This is a genomic window from Achromobacter sp. T5-5 (assembly GCF_055397965.1).
On sequence record NZ_AP027919.1, the window covers coordinates 5,163,638 to 5,179,519 of the forward strand.

17 protein-coding genes are annotated in these 15,882 nt (G+C 65.9%); 7 read left to right on the forward strand and 10 right to left on the reverse strand.

Going from position 1 to position 15,882, the window contains the following annotated elements; translation table 11 throughout:
- Positions 1-71: 71 nt before the first annotated feature.
- Entirely contained in the window at positions 72-650 is a 579-nt protein-coding gene (gene phaP / locus ACZ50Q_RS23455) for a TIGR01841 family phasin (protein WP_092581953.1), read from the reverse strand.
- A gap of 379 nt (positions 651-1,029) precedes the next feature.
- Here phaP and ACZ50Q_RS23460 point away from each other — a divergent pair, with 379 nt between their 5' ends.
- Positions 1,030-2,007, forward strand: a complete 978-nt coding sequence (locus ACZ50Q_RS23460; protein ID WP_076519065.1) for a tripartite tricarboxylate transporter substrate binding protein BugD — start codon at positions 1,030-1,032, stop codon at positions 2,005-2,007.
- A 102-nt stretch (positions 2,008-2,109) separates the two neighbouring features.
- Here ACZ50Q_RS23460 and ACZ50Q_RS23465 read toward each other — a convergent pair whose 3' ends face one another.
- The 3 genes from ACZ50Q_RS23465 to ACZ50Q_RS23475 all read right to left on the reverse strand — a co-directional run bounded on the left by ACZ50Q_RS23465 (position 2,110) and on the right by ACZ50Q_RS23475 (position 4,782).
- Entirely contained in the window at positions 2,110-2,973 is an 864-nt protein-coding gene (locus ACZ50Q_RS23465; protein WP_076521955.1) for an IclR family transcriptional regulator, read from the reverse strand.
- A 150-nt stretch (positions 2,974-3,123) separates the two neighbouring features.
- Entirely contained in the window at positions 3,124-3,939 is an 816-nt protein-coding gene (locus ACZ50Q_RS23470) for a competence/damage-inducible protein A (protein WP_092581951.1), read from the reverse strand.
- A 33-nt stretch (positions 3,940-3,972) separates the two neighbouring features.
- Positions 3,973-4,782 (reverse strand): EI24 domain-containing protein, encoded by an 810-nt coding sequence (locus ACZ50Q_RS23475; protein ID WP_254792102.1) that lies wholly within the window; start codon positions 4,780-4,782, stop codon positions 3,973-3,975.
- Positions 4,783-4,845: 63 nt separating this feature from the next.
- Between ACZ50Q_RS23475 and ACZ50Q_RS23480 the strand changes: the two genes are divergently transcribed.
- Positions 4,846-5,229 carry a thioredoxin family protein gene (locus ACZ50Q_RS23480; protein ID WP_092581950.1) on the forward strand — a complete coding sequence of 128 codons (384 nt, stop codon included), beginning with the start codon at positions 4,846-4,848 and terminating at the stop codon, positions 5,227-5,229.
- An 81-nt stretch (positions 5,230-5,310) separates the two neighbouring features.
- Here the strand turns inward: ACZ50Q_RS23480 and ACZ50Q_RS23485 are convergent, their stop codons facing one another.
- The 3 genes from ACZ50Q_RS23485 to ACZ50Q_RS23495 all read right to left on the reverse strand — a co-directional run bounded on the left by ACZ50Q_RS23485 (position 5,311) and on the right by ACZ50Q_RS23495 (position 8,264).
- Positions 5,311-6,801: a DEAD/DEAH box helicase gene (locus ACZ50Q_RS23485; protein WP_464079686.1), complete on the reverse strand. Its 1,491-nt coding sequence runs from the start codon at positions 6,799-6,801 to the stop codon at positions 5,311-5,313.
- A 381-nt stretch (positions 6,802-7,182) separates the two neighbouring features.
- Positions 7,183-7,518, reverse strand: a complete 336-nt coding sequence (locus ACZ50Q_RS23490; protein WP_076519060.1) for an AzlD domain-containing protein — start codon at positions 7,516-7,518, stop codon at positions 7,183-7,185.
- Positions 7,515-8,264 carry an AzlC family ABC transporter permease gene (locus ACZ50Q_RS23495; protein WP_076519059.1) on the reverse strand — a complete coding sequence of 250 codons (750 nt, stop codon included), beginning with the start codon at positions 8,262-8,264 and terminating at the stop codon, positions 7,515-7,517. The genes ACZ50Q_RS23490 and ACZ50Q_RS23495 overlap by 4 nt, the downstream gene beginning before the upstream one ends.
- A 234-nt stretch (positions 8,265-8,498) precedes the next feature.
- Between ACZ50Q_RS23495 and ACZ50Q_RS23500 the strand changes: the two genes are divergently transcribed.
- From ACZ50Q_RS23500 to ACZ50Q_RS23515, 4 genes are all read left to right on the forward strand, one after another.
- Positions 8,499-9,419 carry a branched-chain amino acid transaminase gene (locus ACZ50Q_RS23500; protein WP_092581948.1) on the forward strand — a complete coding sequence of 307 codons (921 nt, stop codon included), beginning with the start codon at positions 8,499-8,501 and terminating at the stop codon, positions 9,417-9,419.
- An 85-nt stretch (positions 9,420-9,504) separates the two neighbouring features.
- Positions 9,505-9,726 (forward strand): zinc-finger domain-containing protein, encoded by a 222-nt coding sequence (locus ACZ50Q_RS23505; protein WP_076519057.1) that lies wholly within the window; start codon positions 9,505-9,507, stop codon positions 9,724-9,726.
- 39 nt (positions 9,727-9,765) lie between these two features.
- Entirely contained in the window at positions 9,766-10,188 is a 423-nt protein-coding gene (locus ACZ50Q_RS23510) for a YybH family protein (protein ID WP_092581947.1), read from the forward strand.
- 17 nt (positions 10,189-10,205) lie between these two features.
- Positions 10,206-11,306, forward strand: a complete 1,101-nt coding sequence (locus ACZ50Q_RS23515) for a YheT family hydrolase (RefSeq protein WP_464079687.1) — start codon at positions 10,206-10,208, stop codon at positions 11,304-11,306.
- A gap of 6 nt (positions 11,307-11,312) precedes the next feature.
- Here the strand turns inward: ACZ50Q_RS23515 and ACZ50Q_RS23520 are convergent, their stop codons facing one another.
- A complete protein-coding gene (locus tag ACZ50Q_RS23520; RefSeq protein ID WP_464079688.1) occupies positions 11,313-12,836 on the reverse strand; it encodes a M48 family metalloprotease in 1,524 nt (507 codons plus the stop codon).
- A gap of 56 nt (positions 12,837-12,892) precedes the next feature.
- Here ACZ50Q_RS23520 and galU point away from each other — a divergent pair, with 56 nt between their 5' ends.
- A complete protein-coding gene (gene galU, locus ACZ50Q_RS23525) occupies positions 12,893-13,744 on the forward strand; it encodes a UTP--glucose-1-phosphate uridylyltransferase GalU (protein ID WP_092581975.1) in 852 nt (283 codons plus the stop codon).
- Between the two features lie 53 nt (positions 13,745-13,797).
- On the opposite strand, the gene ACZ50Q_RS23530 is transcribed toward galU, so the two are convergent.
- Positions 13,798-14,670 (reverse strand): cytochrome c oxidase assembly protein, encoded by an 873-nt coding sequence (locus tag ACZ50Q_RS23530; protein ID WP_092581944.1) that lies wholly within the window; start codon positions 14,668-14,670, stop codon positions 13,798-13,800.
- Positions 14,671-14,777: 107 nt separating this feature from the next.
- A complete protein-coding gene (locus tag ACZ50Q_RS23535; protein WP_464079689.1) occupies positions 14,778-15,881 on the reverse strand; it encodes a porin in 1,104 nt (367 codons plus the stop codon).
- Between the last annotated feature and the right edge of the window lies 1 nt (position 15,882).

A 15,882-nucleotide genomic window follows, 5' to 3' on the forward strand; every position in this document is an offset into this window, starting at 1 on the left:
AATTCCAGCTCTGCTCTGTCACTCAACAGTACTACATTACTGCGATTTGCGCATCACTGCGCGCCAAATACTTAGGCGCTGCGGCGGGTGCGGTTGGCAACCTTGGTGGCGGCATCGGCAGCATCCGTTGCAGCCTTGAAGGTCGCGTTGGCGGCGGCATTCAGGTTCGACTCGGCGACTTCGGCGGCCTGCTTGGCGGCCTTGGTCATCGAATCGTAGGCGCTGGTCGCGGTGGCCAGCGAGGACTTGATCAGGGCCACGGCGCTTTCGGAGCCGGTCGGGGCGTTCTTGGAGAACTGGTCGACGGCTTCGCTCAGCTGCTGCTGGCTTTCGGCGATCTGTTCTTCGGTCAGCTTGACCAGGCTGCCTTGCACACCGGCGACGATGTCGTACACGTGCTTGGTGTAGGCCAGGGCCTTTTCGGCGCCCGGTTGCAGCAGGCCGGTGGCGAACGCCGCGGCTTCCTGCGGATCCTTCACTTCAGCCGCTTGCTGCGACTTCTGGGCGACTTCGTCCAGCGTGGCCTTGACGACCTTCAGGTTCAGCTCGACCAGCTTTTCGAAGCCGGCGAACACGGCCGTCTGGGCGGCCACGATGGTATTGATGCTGGCCTTTTGACGGTCCAGGACTTGTTGCGGAATAGCGCTCATAGAATGCTCCTCTTAGGGTAGCCGGAGGATGTCCGGCGAGTAAGGATGGTTGTCTGCGACGAAATAAACGTGCGCGGAAACTGGTACTACAAGCTACCGCCGGCCCGTTTGATGCACTGCACAATTGCCATTCTAGGCCGAGCAAAAAACTTGTCAAGCAGTTTTTGTGCAGCGCAACAACTGTTTGCACTTTTCCGGTGCGCCCGCCCGCCGCGCTTGATCCTGCTCAACGAATTCCCATGACTCGGGAAATACCGGACATGACGCGGTATCAATTCTTTTCTACACTGCTTTCACGCTGATGACAGACAAATACCAATGACATGTCAGCGGTTGATAACTACATCGCAGCAAGCATAAACCTGCAATCGGAGACTTCATGACCCTGATCCCCCGCACGCTTTCGGCCCTGCTCGCGGCCGGCGCCCTGCTCGCGGCCGGCACCGCACACGCGGAATTCCCGGAGCGCCCCATCAACATGGTGGTGCCGTTTGCGGCAGGCGGCCCGACCGACAACGTCGCCCGCTCCCTTGCGGAAGCCATGCGCGCCAGCCTGGGCCAAACGGTCGTGGTCGAAAACAAAGGCGGTGCCGGCGGCACCATCGGCACCACCCAGGTCGCGCGCTCGCAACCGGACGGCTATTCCATCCTTCTGATGCATGCGGGCTTCTCCACCGCGCCCTCGCTCTACAAGAATCCGGGGTACGACCCCTACACCAGCTTCCAGCCGATCGGCCTCGTGGTGGACGTGCCGATGACCATCGTCGCACGCTCCGATTTTCCGCCCAACAACATCGGCGAGCTGGCGGACTACCTCAAAAAGAACAAGGACAAGGTTTCCCTCGCCAACGCCGGCATCGGCGCCGCCAGCCACCTGTGCGGCACCATGCTGGTCGAAGCCCTGGGCGTGCAACTGCTGACGATCCCGTACAAGGGCACGGCGCCCGCCATGAACGACCTGCTGGGCAAGCAGGTGGACCTGATGTGCGACCAGACCACCAACACGACGCAGCAGATCGAAGCCGGCAAGGTGAAGGCCTACGCCGTGACCAGCCTGAAGCGCGTTCCCACGCTGCCCAATCTGCCGACCATGGACGAGTCCGGCTACAAGGGCTTTGAAGTCGGTATCTGGCATGGCATGTGGGTGCCGAAGGGCACGCCCCAGCCCGTCGTGGACAAGCTGGTCAAGAGCCTGCAGGCCGGCCTGGCCGATCCCAAGTTCCAGGATCGCATGAAGCAGCTGGGCGCCACCGTGCTGACGTCCGAAGCCAACCCGCAGGCGCTGGAAGCCAAGGTCAAGCAGCAGGTTCCGCAGTGGGCCGAGCTCTTCAAGAAGGCCGGCATCGAAAAGCAATAAGCGCGGCCGCGAGGCCGTCCGCCACGCGGGCGGCCTCTTGCGATGATCGCCCCAAAACAGAAGCCCCCTTGCGGGGGCTTCGTTTTTTCGGCTTGCCGTGGACTACGTCCGCATGGCTTCGGCCGCCATGCCCAGGCCGTTAAAGCCGGTGGAGACCGAGGGCTCGTAGCCGAGGGCTTCGGAAATGCTGGCGGCCGTGTCGACCAGGGCCTTGATCCAGTCATCCTGCAGGCGTTCGGCGGGAGCCGAGATGGAAAGGCCCGCCACCAGCTTGCCCGTATCGTCGAAGATGCCGGCCGCGATACAGCGCACGCCGAGTTCAAGCTCTTCATTGTCGCGGGCGTAGCCATGACGCCGCACCAGGGCCAGTTCGCGTTCGAGCTTGTCCAGATCGGTCAGGCTGTTGCGCGTATGGCCGGCAAGGCCCGTGCGCAGCGCGTAGGCGCGCACCTGGCGGGTGTCGCCGGTGGACAGGAACAACTTGCCGGTGGACGTGAGGTGCAGTGGCGCCCGCCCGCCGATGGCGCGCACCACCTGCATGCCCGAGCGTTCGCTCCAGGCGCGGTCGATGTAGACGATCTCGTCGCCCTGCTGGACCGAAAGATTGATGGTCTGACCGGTGAGCTTGTGGAGCGAACGCATGGCGGGAATGGCGGCTTCGCGCACATTGAGCCGCCCCTTGACCAGCGAACCCAGTTCCAGCAGACGCATGCCAAGCTGGTACAGGCCGTTGTCGACCCGTTCGACATAGCGCCCCACCACCAGGTCATTCAAGATGCGGTGGGCCGTCGACGCATGCAGGCCGGTGGTCGCGGAGAGTTCCTTGAGCGTGACCGGATCAGGCTGCGCGGCCAGGGCGTCGAGCAGGCGCATCGCGCGTTCGATGACCTGGATGGCGATGGGATGCGCGGAAGCGCCTTCGGTCTCGGCGTCCAGCGGATTACGGGGAGTAGGAAGGCGGGCCATGGAAAATTTGGGCTGGCGCCGCAGCGCCCGGGGTGCGCGTTGCGGCATTGCAGCAAACAGTTCTTTCCCGTATTGTGAAATTTAGCGCGGCGTTTGGCAATCAGAATTTGATTAAAAGGCGCAACCGGCGGTGTCTTGCAAAAACGCGGATCAGGCCGCCGCGGGCGGGGCCAGCTTGCCACCCAGGCGCAGCACTTCAGCGCGCAGAAACTCGAGCGCCTCGGCCGCCGCCTCGGGTTCGCCCTTAACGCCGAGCTCGATGTGAGGCATGCCGCCGGCCTCGCCGACGCTGGGCAAGCTGAAGGCCCGCACGCCGGACCAACGGCTTTCGACGCTGACCATCGACGGGGTGATGCGCGATTCGGGCATGCTGAAAACCAGGAACGAATGCTCGACGTGGGCACGCACATGTTGCAGCGCACGATAGCGCGTATCCAGCGTCCATTCCAGCATTGGCCAGGCCATCACGGGAAAGCCCGGCACGAAGGTATGGTCCTTGATGAAAAAGCCGGGGATCCGGTTGTACGGATTGGGGACGATCTCGCAACCTGCGGGAAACATGCCCATCTGCAGCCGCTGCTGGTTTTCGGGCGCGCTCATGTCGGCGGTGCCCTGCCCCTTGGCGGCCATTTCCTGGGTGCGCAGCGCGATGGCCGCCTCGGCCTCCGGGTGCAGCGCCAGCGGCAGGCCCAGCGCGGCCGCCGCGGCCTGGCGGGTATGGTCATCCGGCGTGCCGCCGATGCCGCCGCAGGAAAACACCACGTCGCCGCTGGCGAAGCTGCGCTTGTAGGCGTCCACCAGGCGGTCGCGCTCGTCCGGGAGGAATTCGGCCCAGCTCAGGTGCATGCCCCGCGCGCTCAGCATCTCGACGATCTTGGAAAAATGCTTGTCCTGGCGCCGGCCCGAGAGGATTTCGTCCCCGACGATGATGAGGCCGATGCGGCGGGCGTTGGATTCTGCAGCCATGTCCGATTCCATAGGTTAGAAAAAAGACGCCGGTCAGACGTCGATGACGCGGTCCTGGCGCAGGCGCTTGAGGGCTTCCAGGCCGTAATGCGCGTATACCAGCGCGGAAAACACCGGCAAGATAATCCAGGCGGGCGGCAGCAGGTTCAGCAGGGAACAGATCAGGCCGATGGTCCAGAAGCCGCCATTGTTTCGTTCGAGGATCAGCTTGCGCTCATCCGGGCTGGCGTGTTCGACGATGGCGTCCACCCGCATCATGCGCGAGAACGCGAACGCCCACCAGAAGATCGACAGCACCACGGCCATGGGCGGCACCAGCCACAGCGGCAGCGTCAGAATCCAGCCGGCGGCGAACGCCGCCGAGACCCAGACGGCATTCCACACGCTGACCGCCGTGGAAAACTTGCCGCGTCGGCCCACGGTGGCGTACTCGCGCTGGCCCACATGGCGCAGCACCAGCGGCATGACGAAGACCGCGGCGATCGCCAGCCCGAGAATCCCGGATACCGGAAGCAGGATGGCTGCGGCGATCACGGGAATCAGGTAGATCTTGAGCGAGAACAGGCCCACCGCGACCAGCCATTCGTCAACGCGGTTCACGAACTCCCAGTGCGACACCTCGGCGCGCAGCCATTCGGTCAGGGGCGTCCAGAACAGCCACAGCAGCAGGAAGGCGCCGATCAGCGCGATCAGGAAGGGCAGCAACACCGCGAACAGCATCGTCGGGTGGCATTGCGATACCAAGGCGCGCTTGAACGCCTGTCCCACGCCTGCGGTGCCCGCCCCCGCGCCGGACAAGCGGCCGTTTCCAGGAGTGGGAGGATCTGTGCGCAAGGCGGTCATGGCAGTCGGAATGAGGGGTGGACAACCCGGGTATGATAGTCAAACACGTCCCGATCTGCTCACATGCCCCTGCTTACCCCCGGTACCGACCTTGACGCCCTGCGCGCGCGGCTGGGCGCCACCTCCGACGCCTGGTTCATCGCCTGCTTCTGCGCGGCCTGGTGCGACACCTGCGAAGAGTACAAGCCCAAGCTCGAGTCCCTGGCTGCGGCATTGCCGCAGCACGTCTTCGCCTGGATCGACATCGAAGACCACGCCGAGCTGCTGGGCGACGAAGACATCGAAAACTTCCCCACGCTGCTGGTGCAGATCGGCAATCGCGTGGTGTTCTACGGTCCCATGCTGCCGCACATCGGCCACCTGGAGCGCCTGCTGGCAAGCCTGAACGCGGACAGCGCCCCGGTGAAGACCGCCCTGCCCGACTTGCCGCGGATGCTCGCCGCCTGAGATTGCGCCGTTCCGCAGGCGAAAAAAAACCCGCAACGCCGATCGGCCTTGCGGGTTTTTTTGCGTCGACGCCGGACGCGATCAGGGCTTGCGGCTGCCGCCGAGCAGGACGGCGAGCTGGCGCTTGGGCGTCGCCGCCGGCGAGGCGCTGCTGCGCGATTCCTGTTCTTCGGCGCGGTCGGACGGCGCGGAGGGCTCGTACGGCTTGAAGAAAAAGTCGTCGACCGGCTGGCGCGAGCCGCCCGAATGATGACTGGAACGGCGGTCGGACGAGCGGCCACGATCGCCCCGGCCTTCGCGGCCGGCATCGCGGCCTGATTCACGGCCTTCGCGCGAATGCGACGGGCCGTCGCTGCGGCGATGGCTGCGCGCGATCAGGTCCGCCGGCACGTCGAGCGTGCCGCGCGGCACCTCGCGCTTGATGAGCTTTTCGATGTCGAGCAGGAAGCGCTCTTCGTCAGCGGTGAACAGGGCGATGGCTTCGCCCGACGCGCCCGCGCGGCCGGTGCGGCCAATGCGGTGCACGTAGTCTTCGGCGTTGTACGGCAGGTCGTAGTTGATGACGCAGGGCACGCCGGCGACGTCCAGGCCGCGCGCGGCCACGTCGGTCGCGACCAGCACTTCCAGTTCGCCGGCCTTGAAGGCTTCAAGCGCCTTCATGCGGTCGGCCTGGGTCTTGTCGCCGTGGATCGATTCGGCCTTGACGCCGTCACGCTCCAGATCGCGCGCCAGGCGCGCGGTGCCGATCTTGGTGTTCGAGAAAACGATGACCTGCTTGAGCCCGCGCGACTTCACCAGGTGGACGACGGCGGCACGCTTGGCGTCGCTGGTCATCTTGTAGGCGATCTGCGTGATCGTCGTCGCGGTCGCATTGCGCGCGGCGACTTCGATTTCGACGGGGTGGTTCAGGTACGAGCGGCCCAGCTTGCGGATTTCGTTGCTGAAGGTGGCCGAGAACAGCAGGCCCTGGCGCTGTGCCGGCAGCAGGCGGACGATGCGATCGAGATCGGGCAGGAACCCCATGTCGAGCATGCGGTCCGCTTCGTCCAGCACCAGGATGCCGACCTGGCTGAGGTTCACGTTCTTTTGCTCGACGTGGTCGAGCAGGCGGCCCGGCGTGGCGACCAGCACTTCGCAGCCGCGGCGCAGCGCCTCTTTCTGCGGGCCGATGTCCACGCCGCCGAACACGACGGCCGAACGCAGCGGCGTCTGCTTGCTGTAGCGCTTGACGCTTTCGTAGACCTGGTCCGCGAGTTCGCGCGTGGGCGCGAGGATCAGCGCGCGGACCGGATGCCGTGCGGGCGATGCGCTGGTGTTGGCCAGCGGCATGAGGCGGTGCAGGATGGGCACCGTGAACGCCGCCGTCTTGCCGGTGCCGGTCTGGGCGGCGCCCATGACGTCACGCCCCGCCACCACGACGGGAATGGCCTGCGCCTGGATGGGCGTCGGGATGGTGTAGCCGGTTTCGGCGATGGACTGCAGCAACAGGGGGTGCAGCCCGAAATCGTCGAACGTCGGCGCGGGCGCGTCAGCGTCAGCAGTGGGTGCTACGGTTTGATTGGATTCAGTCATCAGGGTTAGGCAGATACCGGGACCAGTGAAAAAGAACAAAACGAGAGTGCTACATGCACTGCTCTACATATGCATCGGGGCAACCCGAAACGCGCGATCGCATCGCGATGGCACGCAAATCGCCGCGGGTCGCCAGCACGCTACGCGGGCAATCCGCACCTTGCCTTGCAGGCCAAGAGGCGCATTTTGGATTCGATACTTATGTGGGCAGTACCAGGCCCGGATTGCTGTGGATTGATGAATTTTAGCGCAGCCGCCTTAACACACGCGCAAAAGGTCCTGGGCCGGCCCCCGTCGACCGCCCTTCGCAGGGGCTGGCGAGGCGAAAAAAGCCGCCGCAACGTCCACCTGATGGACACATTGCCAGATACTTCCTGGCCATCAGCCGGCCAGCCAGCGCAGGCCCCAGAGCACCAGCATGCCAACGACGATCACCAAGACGGCGCTGCGCGTGCGCAGGAACACCAATATGGCGACCAGGCCGGCGACCAGCTTGTAATCGAAGACCGGACCCAGGCCTGCCTTCCAGGGCAGGAGATCGGGCACCACGATGGCGGTCAGCGCCGCGGCGGGCGCATAGCGCAAGGCGCGGCGCACGTTGTCGGGCAACGGAATGTAGTCGCCGAACAGCATGAAGCCCGCCCGCGTGAGCACGCTGCACAGGGCGAGCAGCAGGATGGCGGAATAGACGTAGATTTCAGAGGGCCAGAGCGTCATGGGCGCGCCTTGAAGAAGCGTTCGGCCCAGATGCCGGCCACGACGCCGGCGATGACCGCCGCCGCCAGGCCCAGGCGCAGAGGCAGCGCCTGCCCGACCCAGGCCACGACGCCTGCCGCCAGCATGGACACGAGCATGGGCTTGGAACTGGCAAGCGGCACCGTGATGGCCAGCAGCGCCAGCACCGCGGCAAAATCCAGCGACCAGTTGGTGGGCACCATGGCGCCCAGGTAAATGCCGACGATCGACGACGACTGCCACACCAGCCAGCCCGGCACGATCGTGCCCATGAAGAACCAAAGCTGCTCGCGGGTGCCGCGCTCGGCGGAATCGCCAAAGCGCGGCATGAACAGGACGAAGCCCATGTCGGTCGTGAAATAGCCCAGCCCCAGGCGCTTGGGCCAGGACAGATGGCGGAAGTAGGGCTGCAGCGCCGCGCCGAAGATGATGAACCGCAGGTTCACGACGCAGCCGGCCGCGAAGACCAGCCACAGGGGCGCGCCGGCGGCGATCAGGGGCAGCGAGGTGAGTTGGGCCGATCCCGCGTACAGCAGCAGGGTCATGGCGAGTGCCATGGATTCGGTGAGCCCGGACTTGACCATGGCCACGCCGGTGACCAATCCCCAGGTCGCGGTGGCGATCAGGGCGGGCACGATGGCATGGACGCCCGCGCGAAAGGCGGTCAGGCGTTCCTGGCGGACCTGGCCTGGGTTTTCGGATTCAGGCAACGCGGATTCAGAGGACAACGGCTGGCCCCTGGCGATTCAGACAGGACGACATGAAAACTCGATGGGAAGAAACACGCGGCAGCCCGTTCGCCCACCAGAATCAGCATGCGCGGGGCGGACCGCCCCACTTCGGTGCGCGAATAGGCCCGTATTGTAACCTCGCTGCTTGATACAATAGCGGCCTCAAGATTCTTGACCCCTTGGGGCCTGGCGCGCGGCGGCAGGTCTGGCGCGCACTGTGTGGAGAAGACCATGTCGATGGCTGACCGCGATGGTTTCATCTGGTATGACGGCAAGCTCGTTCCATGGCGAGACGCCACGACGCATGTCCTGACGCATTCCCTGCACTACGGGCTGTCCGTCTTCGAGGGCGTGCGCGCCTACCGCTCAACCCTGGGCACCGCGATCTTCCGCCTCGAAGACCACACCCGGCGCCTCTTCAATTCGGCGCATATCTACCAGATCCCCATGCCGTTCGATCGCGACACGATCAACGAAGCCCAGCGGACGGTCGTGCGCGAGAACCAGCTTGAAGCCGGCTACATCCGCCCCCTGGTGTTCTACGGTCCCGAAAAAATGGGCGTGTCGCCCAAGGGCGCCCGGGTGCACGTGGCCATCGCCGCCTGGCCCTGGGGCGCCTACCTGGGCGAAGATGCCCTGGCCAACGGCATCCGCGTCAAGGTGTCGTCATTCGCGCGCCAGCACGTGAACGTCACGATGCCGCGCGCCAAGGTCGCCACCACGTACGCCAATTCCATCCTGGCCAACACCGAGGCCCTGCAGGACGGCTACGACGAGGCGCTGCTGCTGGATACCGACGGCTTCGTGGCCGAGGGTTCGGGAGAAAACCTGTTCCTCGTCAAGGACGGCGTGCTCTGCGAGCCCGAGATCGCCTCCGCGCTGACGGGCATCACGCGCTCCACCATCCACGCCCTGGCGGCCGACCTCGGCCTGCCCGTGGTGACGCGGCGGCTGACGCGCGACGACGTCTATATCGCCGACGAGGCATTCTTCACCGGCACGGCCGCCGAAGTCACGCCCATCCGCGAGGTCGACAACCGCCAGATCGGCTCGGGCCGGCGCGGCCCGGTCACCGAACGCTTGCAGAACGCGTTTTTTGACGTGGTGAATGGCCGCAACCCGAAGTACCATCACTGGCTAAGTAAAGTCTGATCCGTCTGATTCGCGCTGTTCTGCGAAGCAAGACCGCATCATTGTTTCAACCTGCCGTATATCGGTTCTTTTTTCAGGAATATCCATGACCGCTGCTGCCCCGGCCGCCGTCTCCCGCGCTCACGAAGTCATCGAGGTCGGCGCCGAAGACCTGCCCGTGTTCTGTCCAGGCCCCAAGGCCCCGCTCTGGAGCATGCATCCCCGCGTCTTCCTGGATGTGGCCCGCACCGGCTCGGCCCGTTGCGCCTACTGTGGCGCCGAGTACCGTCTGAAGGCCGGCACCGTGCTGCACGGCCACGGGCACTGAGCCCACTGCCCCATAACACGCTTATCCGTTTCAGCAGCCATGTTTGCCACGCCCGAAGAAGCAGAACACGCGTTCTACGAAGCCCTAGAGCAGGCGGACGCTGTCCGCCTGATGCAGGTTTGGGCCGACGACGAGGAAGTCGTTTGCATCCATCCGGGCGGCCTGCGCATCGTCGGCCACTCCGCGGTGCACGAGTCCTGGCAACAGGTGCTGTCCAACGGTCCGCTGCATGTCCGGCCGCTGCGCCCGCTCGTCATGCTCAGCATGATGTGCGCGGTCCATGTGCTGGTCGAACAGGTGGCGGTGCGCACGCGTGAAGGCACGCAGTTCGCCAACTGCTACGCCACCAACATCTACCACAAGGGCCCCACCGGCTGGCGCATGGTCATGCACCATGCCTCGCCGGCGCCCACGGAAGCCGGGGTGCTCGACCTGCACGACGTGCCCGACATGCTTCATTGATCCGGGTGGATTCCCAGTTGGCCGCTGCTCGTCTTGATACAACGCCCTGCCCCGTCCCTCCCTGGTTGCCAGGGGGCGACAGCCAGACGGTGTACGCCGCCTTGTTCGCGCAGTATCACCGCATCGCGTTCGTGCGCGACCGGGTCGACACGCCCGACACGGATTTCGTGGATTTCGACTGGACCGGCCCGGGGCTGTTTCCGCACAAGGCCGCCGACGGCGCGCCGGTGAGCGGGCAGCGGCCGGTCGCCAACGGCAAGACGGCCGCCGCGCGCTGGATGACGGACGCCGACTGGACGTCCCTGCCCCAGACGCCCGACACCCCTGCCCTCATCCTCTTCCACGGCCTGGAAGGCGGCAGCACCAGCCGCTATGCGCAGTCCATCGCGCATTACTTCCGGGCGCGCGGCTGGATCGTCGTGATCGCGCACTTCCGGGGTTGCTCGGGCGTGCCGAACCGGCTGGCGCGGGCCTATTACTCCGGCGACTCGGCCGAGGTCGGTTTCCTGCTGCATACCGTGCGCCAGCGCATTCCCCATGCGCGCTGGCACGCCGTGGGCGTGTCGCTGGGCGGCAATGCGCTGCTGAAGTACCTGGGAGAACACCAGGAGGACACCACCTGGCTGACGGCCTGCGCCGGCGTGTCGGCGCCGCTGGATCTGGTCGCCTGCGGCAAGACGCTGTCCACGGGGCTCTTCAACCGGCGCGTGTACACCGCGCACTTCCTGAAGACGCTCAAGCACAAGGTGCTGGAAAAGGCGCATCGCTTTCCCGGCTCGATCGACGTCATGCGGATCGCGCATGCGCACGACCTGCGAGAATTCGACGACACCTATACCGCGCCAATGCATGGCTTTCGAAATGCCCTGGATTACTGGACGCGAGCGTCCAGCAAGCCGTGGCTGCCCAAGATTTCCGTGCCGACGCTGGTGCTCAACGCGCGCAACGATCCCTTCATCCCGTCCGCATCGCTGCCCAAGCCCGAAGACTGCGCCCCCGGCATCCTGCTGCACCAGCCTTCGGATGGCGGACACGCGGGCTTTCCCACCGGCGCCTTTCCGGGCCACCTGAACTGGCTGCCCCAGCGGCTGGGCCGATTCTTCGAAACCGGCCTCTGAGGCCGCTCAGCCGGACTTGAACCGCTCGAGCAGCTGGCGCTCTTCGGCCAGCTTGTCCTTGACTTCCTTGATCTGCACGTCGATCTGCGACTGCTCGTAGAAATCCTTGGACAAGCCCCGCGCCTGTTGGAGCTGCGACTCGGCGGCCGCGTAGGCGCCCGTCATGACGTAGTAGCGCGCCAGGTCGCGGCGCGCCTGCACCGGCCTGCCGTTGCGCTCTTCGCTTTGCGCCAGCATCTGGTAGAGGCTGGGTTCGTCGCTGCCCCACTGCTTGATCCTGGCCCGCAGATAATCCTGGGCTTCGGCATGACGGCCGTTGCCTTGCAGCGCCTGGGCATAGGCGATGCCCAGCGCGCGATGGTCGGGATAGCGCTTGGTGCCCGTCTGGGCAAGCGACAGCGCCTGCGGATAATCCTTGCGCGCGAGCGCGATGTCGACGGCCAGCTTGTCCAGTTGGGGCGAGCTGCGGCCATTGGCCGACGCCAGTTTCCAATAGCGGTCGGCTTCGGACAGGTTGTTGCGCTGATAGTTCTGCAGCGCCAGCCCGTAGTAGGCGGCGGACTGCCGCACGCCCGACAGGGCCTGGGCCTCGTCCTGCAACTGCTGGCCCGCCGTGCGCAGGCTGACGGCGTCGCGGCCCTGCACCACGCGCATCTTGGCGCGGATGTACCAGAAGTCGTCGCTATCCAGATGGCGCGACGTCGGCAGCGCGCGCGCACGGTTCTGCACATCGGACATGCGTTCGATCGACAGCGGGTGGGTGCTGGCCCAGGAGCCGCCGCCCGCGCCTTCGTTCAGGCGCGACGCGTTCATCAGGCGGGCGAACATCTGGCTCATGCCATCGGCGTCATAGCCCGCCTTGGTCAGCATTTGCAGGCCGGCGCGATCGGCCTCGCGCTCCGCGTCGCGCGAAAAGCCGAGCTGGCGGTTGATAGCCGCGGCCTGGCCGAACGCGGCCACGCCCATGGAAAGATTGCCGCCCCCGCCCGCCAGCGCCGCAAGCAACGCGCCCGCCAGGCTGGCCAGCATCAGCATGCCGTTCTGGTTCTGCTGCGTCATGCCGCGTGCGATGTGCCGCTGCACGACGTGGCCGATTTCGTGGGCCAGCACCGCCGCCAGCTCGGACTCGCTGGCCGACGATACGATCAGGCCGGTGTTCACGCCGATGAAGCCGCCCGGCATGGCGAACGCGTTGATCTCGGGATCCCGCACGCCGAACATTTCGACATCGGGCACACCGCCCGGGGCGAATGCCGCGAGCTTGCGGCCCATGGTGGTGAGGTACTGGCTGAGTTCGGAATCGTCCACATACGTGGGGTCGCGCCGCCCCTGGGACATGATGGCTTCGCCCAGGCTGCGTTCCAGCATGGGGGACAGGTCGGCCGACGACGCGGAGCCCATGGAGGGCAGCCCGACCGGCTGCGCCCACGCCACGATCGGCGCCGCGGGCATGGCGAGGGCCGCGCAAAGGCTCGCGATCGCGCCCCGTTTCGCAATCGAGCAAATGGATGGCATTTTCCTGCGGTTCATAAGCCTATGATAGCGATGAGCTTAAAATGTTTCATCGAATCCTCAACGAGGTGTCAATGCGTCCCGTCCGTAAAGCCGTTTTCCCTGTCGCCGGCATGGGCACGCGCTTCCTGCCCGCCACCAAGGCGATGCCCAAGGAAATGCTGCCCGTGGTCGACAAGCCCCTCATACAGTACGCGGTGGAAGAAGCCGTGGCCGCCGGGATTACCGATCTGATTTTCGTGACCGGCCGCAACAAGCGGGCCATCGAAGACCATTTCGATTCCGCGCCCGAGCTGGAATCCGACCTGGAAAGCAAGGGCAAGCATGAGCTGCTGGCGATGGTGCGGGGCATTCTACCCGCGCACGTCAATTGCCTCTATATCCGCCAATCGGCGCCGCTGGGCCTGGGCCACGCTGTGCTGTCGGCCGCGCCCGCAGTGGGCGACGAGCCCTTTGCGGTGCTGCTGGCCGACGACCTGATCGACGCGGATGTGCCCGCCATGAAGCAACTGGTGGACGTGGCCGTGGCGCGCAATGCCAGCGTCCTGGGCGTGCAGGACGTGCCGCGCGCCGACACTCGCAAGTACGGGATCGTGGCGACCCATCGCGGCGAGACAGCCCAGGATGGACGCACCGAACGCGTCACGCACATCGTGGAAAAACCCGAGCCCGAGGCCGCGCCGTCAACGCTGGCCGTCGTGGGCCGCTATGTGCTGGAAGCCGCGATCTTCGACCACCTGCGTTCGACCAAGATGGGCGCGGGCAACGAGATCCAGCTGACCGACGGCATCGCCTCGCTGATGCGCGAGCGCGAGGTCTACGCGCACCGTTTCGAAGGCGTGCGCTACGACTGCGGCAACAAGGCCGGGATGTTCCAGGCCACCGTGGCGCTGGGCAAGAAGTATCACGGGCTGCAGCCGGAGTAACCGGCGCGATCCGGCGGGGACGGGCTAAATCTGCGCCGCGTCTGCCGCCGGATTCAGGACGAAAGCGCCGCGCCCGACTTGGCGCGCGCGCGCGCATCGCGGTCCGCCTTGCGCAGGCGTCCCTTTGCCGACAGGCGCATCAAGGTGCCCAGGGCCACCATCAGGCCGATCACCTCCACCAGCGCGGCGGGTATCCACATGGTCAGCCCGCCGATGGTCTGGTCGGTCTGGGCCGACATGGCGATGGCCCGCCCGCACAACTCGAAGAGCGGATAGATGTCGCTTTCGGTGAAGGCGATGACGGCGCCGGCCACCATCTGCGGCAGCATCGTCGCCACCGGCGAGATCACGCGGCCGCCCGGCGACATGGCCGCGGGCGGCGCGGGACGGCGGTCCAGGATCAGGTTCCAGTACATGAAGCCGCTGATCACGACCGACCAGTTCATGAGCCGGTACAGGCGCCAGTCGAGCATCGAATAGAACTGCACCGACGGAATCAGCCAGACCAGCACCAGGAAGACGAAGAGCGCCGGCACGAAGACCTTGTGGGTCAGCACGGCCACCGTGGCGCGGCCCGCGCCGCCGCGCAGGAAATCGCGCAGCCGGATGCGCCAGGCCATCGGCAGGCCCGCGCGCATCACCTGGCCGGGAAAGGCGGCCATCACAAGCAACGGCCCGAGATGGTGCAGGACCAGATGCTGGATGCGATGGATGAAGAACATGCGCTCGGCGTAGTAGTCGAGCCGGGTATGCAGGGACAGGTACAGCAGCACCATCCCCGTCCAGAACAGGATGCGGCGCGCAACCGTCACGTGGTGCACCCGCTGGCCGCGTACGAACAGCGCGATGGCAACCAGGAAGGAAGCCACCAGCGTGGGAGAGAACTCCCAGGGTACGAGCCATTCGAGACTATCCATGCGGGCCATCCGAGAAACGACGCGAAGACAAGGACCGGCGCCTAGCGCCATTCCCCAACGATTGTAGTAGAGCCGGCCATTGCCCGCTGCCGGACGCCGGCCCGCAGCCAACCCGTTCAGAATCGGTGCGATACCCCCGTGCCCACGCGCACGGTGTGCCCGTTGGCGGGGTCGAACTGGTTGTCCAGCGTGTAGTTCGACGCATAGCCGGCAAAGGCATAGAGCGTGGTGCGCGGGGACAGGTCGTAGGTATAGCCCAAGGTCGCGACCTGCGCATTGCGCGCCGTCATGCCATCGGCCCAATGCCAGTCGGGCCTGGCCAACGACCACTGCACCAGCACCGCGCCCCGCCCGACCGGCACGCTGACCCCGACCAGCCAGGCATCGACCGTTCCGCCCTGCACGAAGGCCGCGGGCCCCAGCCCGACGCCCAGGCCGTCAGGATCCCCGCCATCCAGCCCCACGTAGCCATTGCGCTGGCGCGACCACGCGAGCGACAGCTTGAGCACCTCGAAGTCGTACGACGCCCCCACCTGCATCGCCTGGGGACGTCCACTGGCGTCCGCGGGCGGATTGGCCAGGCGAAGCTGCTCCCAGGTCGCCACGGCCAGCAACGGGCCGTCCTCATACTTCAGGCCGACACTGATTGCACGAGTGTTCTGGCTAGTACGAAAGCGCTCCTGCCCGTCCGCGTCGAACGCATACCCCACCCCCGCCTGAAACCCGCGCCATTGCGGCGAATACCAGTTCACCATATTGCTGAACTGGTAGTTGTCGGAGGCCTTGAAGGTGGCGCCCATGCCCATGTCCTTCCACGACGCGATCTCCAGCGCGCTGCCGTAGGTCTGGCCGACGGTGTATTGGCGGCCCAGCCGCAGGTCGCCATAGTGCTCGTGGGCCAACCCGACCCAGGCGCCGTAGTTGAAGAGGCTGGCGTCATCGGCCGCGTTGCCGCTGGAAGGATCGAAGCCGCTTTCGAGCTGGAAGCGGGCAGACCAGCCGCTGCCAAGATCTTCCGTGCCCTGCAGCCCCCAAAGCGAGTCCGTCAGGCCGCCGTCCAGCAGACCGCTGCGGCTGCCCTGCCCCGAGGTCTTCGTCACCGCCATACCGGCATCGACGATGCCGTAGAACTGGAGCCCGGGGCCCGGTTCCGCGGCCCGGGCCTGCCAAGGCTGGACCAAGCCGGCCGCCGCGAAGGCGGCCAACAGTGCGATTCTCATG

What these genes read in the sequence shown, in the direction of transcription:
- ACZ50Q_RS23530 (WP_092581944.1), bottom strand. Translation starts at nt 14,670, where the DNA reads ATGGCCCGCATGGATAGTCTCGAATGGCTCGTACCCTGGGAGTTCTCT.
- ACZ50Q_RS23520 (WP_464079688.1), bottom strand. Translation starts at nt 12,836, where the DNA reads ATGAACCGCAGGAAAATGCCATCCATTTGCTCGATTGCGAAACGGGGC.
- galU (WP_092581975.1), top strand. Translation starts at nt 12,893, where the DNA reads ATGCGTCCCGTCCGTAAAGCCGTTTTCCCTGTCGCCGGCATGGGCACG.
- ACZ50Q_RS23505 (WP_076519057.1), top strand. Translation starts at nt 9,505, where the DNA reads ATGACCGCTGCTGCCCCGGCCGCCGTCTCCCGCGCTCACGAAGTCATC.
- phaP (WP_092581953.1), bottom strand. Translation starts at nt 650, where the DNA reads ATGAGCGCTATTCCGCAACAAGTCCTGGACCGTCAAAAGGCCAGCATC.
- ACZ50Q_RS23460 (WP_076519065.1), top strand. Translation starts at nt 1,030, where the DNA reads ATGACCCTGATCCCCCGCACGCTTTCGGCCCTGCTCGCGGCCGGCGCC.
- ACZ50Q_RS23510 (WP_092581947.1), top strand. Translation starts at nt 9,766, where the DNA reads ATGTTTGCCACGCCCGAAGAAGCAGAACACGCGTTCTACGAAGCCCTA.
- ACZ50Q_RS23535 (WP_464079689.1), bottom strand. Translation starts at nt 15,881, where the DNA reads ATGAGAATCGCACTGTTGGCCGCCTTCGCGGCGGCCGGCTTGGTCCAG.
- ACZ50Q_RS23475 (WP_254792102.1), bottom strand. Translation starts at nt 4,782, where the DNA reads ATGACCGCCTTGCGCACAGATCCTCCCACTCCTGGAAACGGCCGCTTG.
- ACZ50Q_RS23490 (WP_076519060.1), bottom strand. Translation starts at nt 7,518, where the DNA reads ATGACGCTCTGGCCCTCTGAAATCTACGTCTATTCCGCCATCCTGCTG.
- ACZ50Q_RS23485 (WP_464079686.1), bottom strand. Translation starts at nt 6,801, where the DNA reads ATGACTGAATCCAATCAAACCGTAGCACCCACTGCTGACGCTGACGCG.
- ACZ50Q_RS23500 (WP_092581948.1), top strand. Translation starts at nt 8,499, where the DNA reads ATGTCGATGGCTGACCGCGATGGTTTCATCTGGTATGACGGCAAGCTC.
- ACZ50Q_RS23480 (WP_092581950.1), top strand. Translation starts at nt 4,846, where the DNA reads ATGCCCCTGCTTACCCCCGGTACCGACCTTGACGCCCTGCGCGCGCGG.
- ACZ50Q_RS23470 (WP_092581951.1), bottom strand. Translation starts at nt 3,939, where the DNA reads ATGGCTGCAGAATCCAACGCCCGCCGCATCGGCCTCATCATCGTCGGG.
- ACZ50Q_RS23465 (WP_076521955.1), bottom strand. Translation starts at nt 2,973, where the DNA reads ATGGCCCGCCTTCCTACTCCCCGTAATCCGCTGGACGCCGAGACCGAA.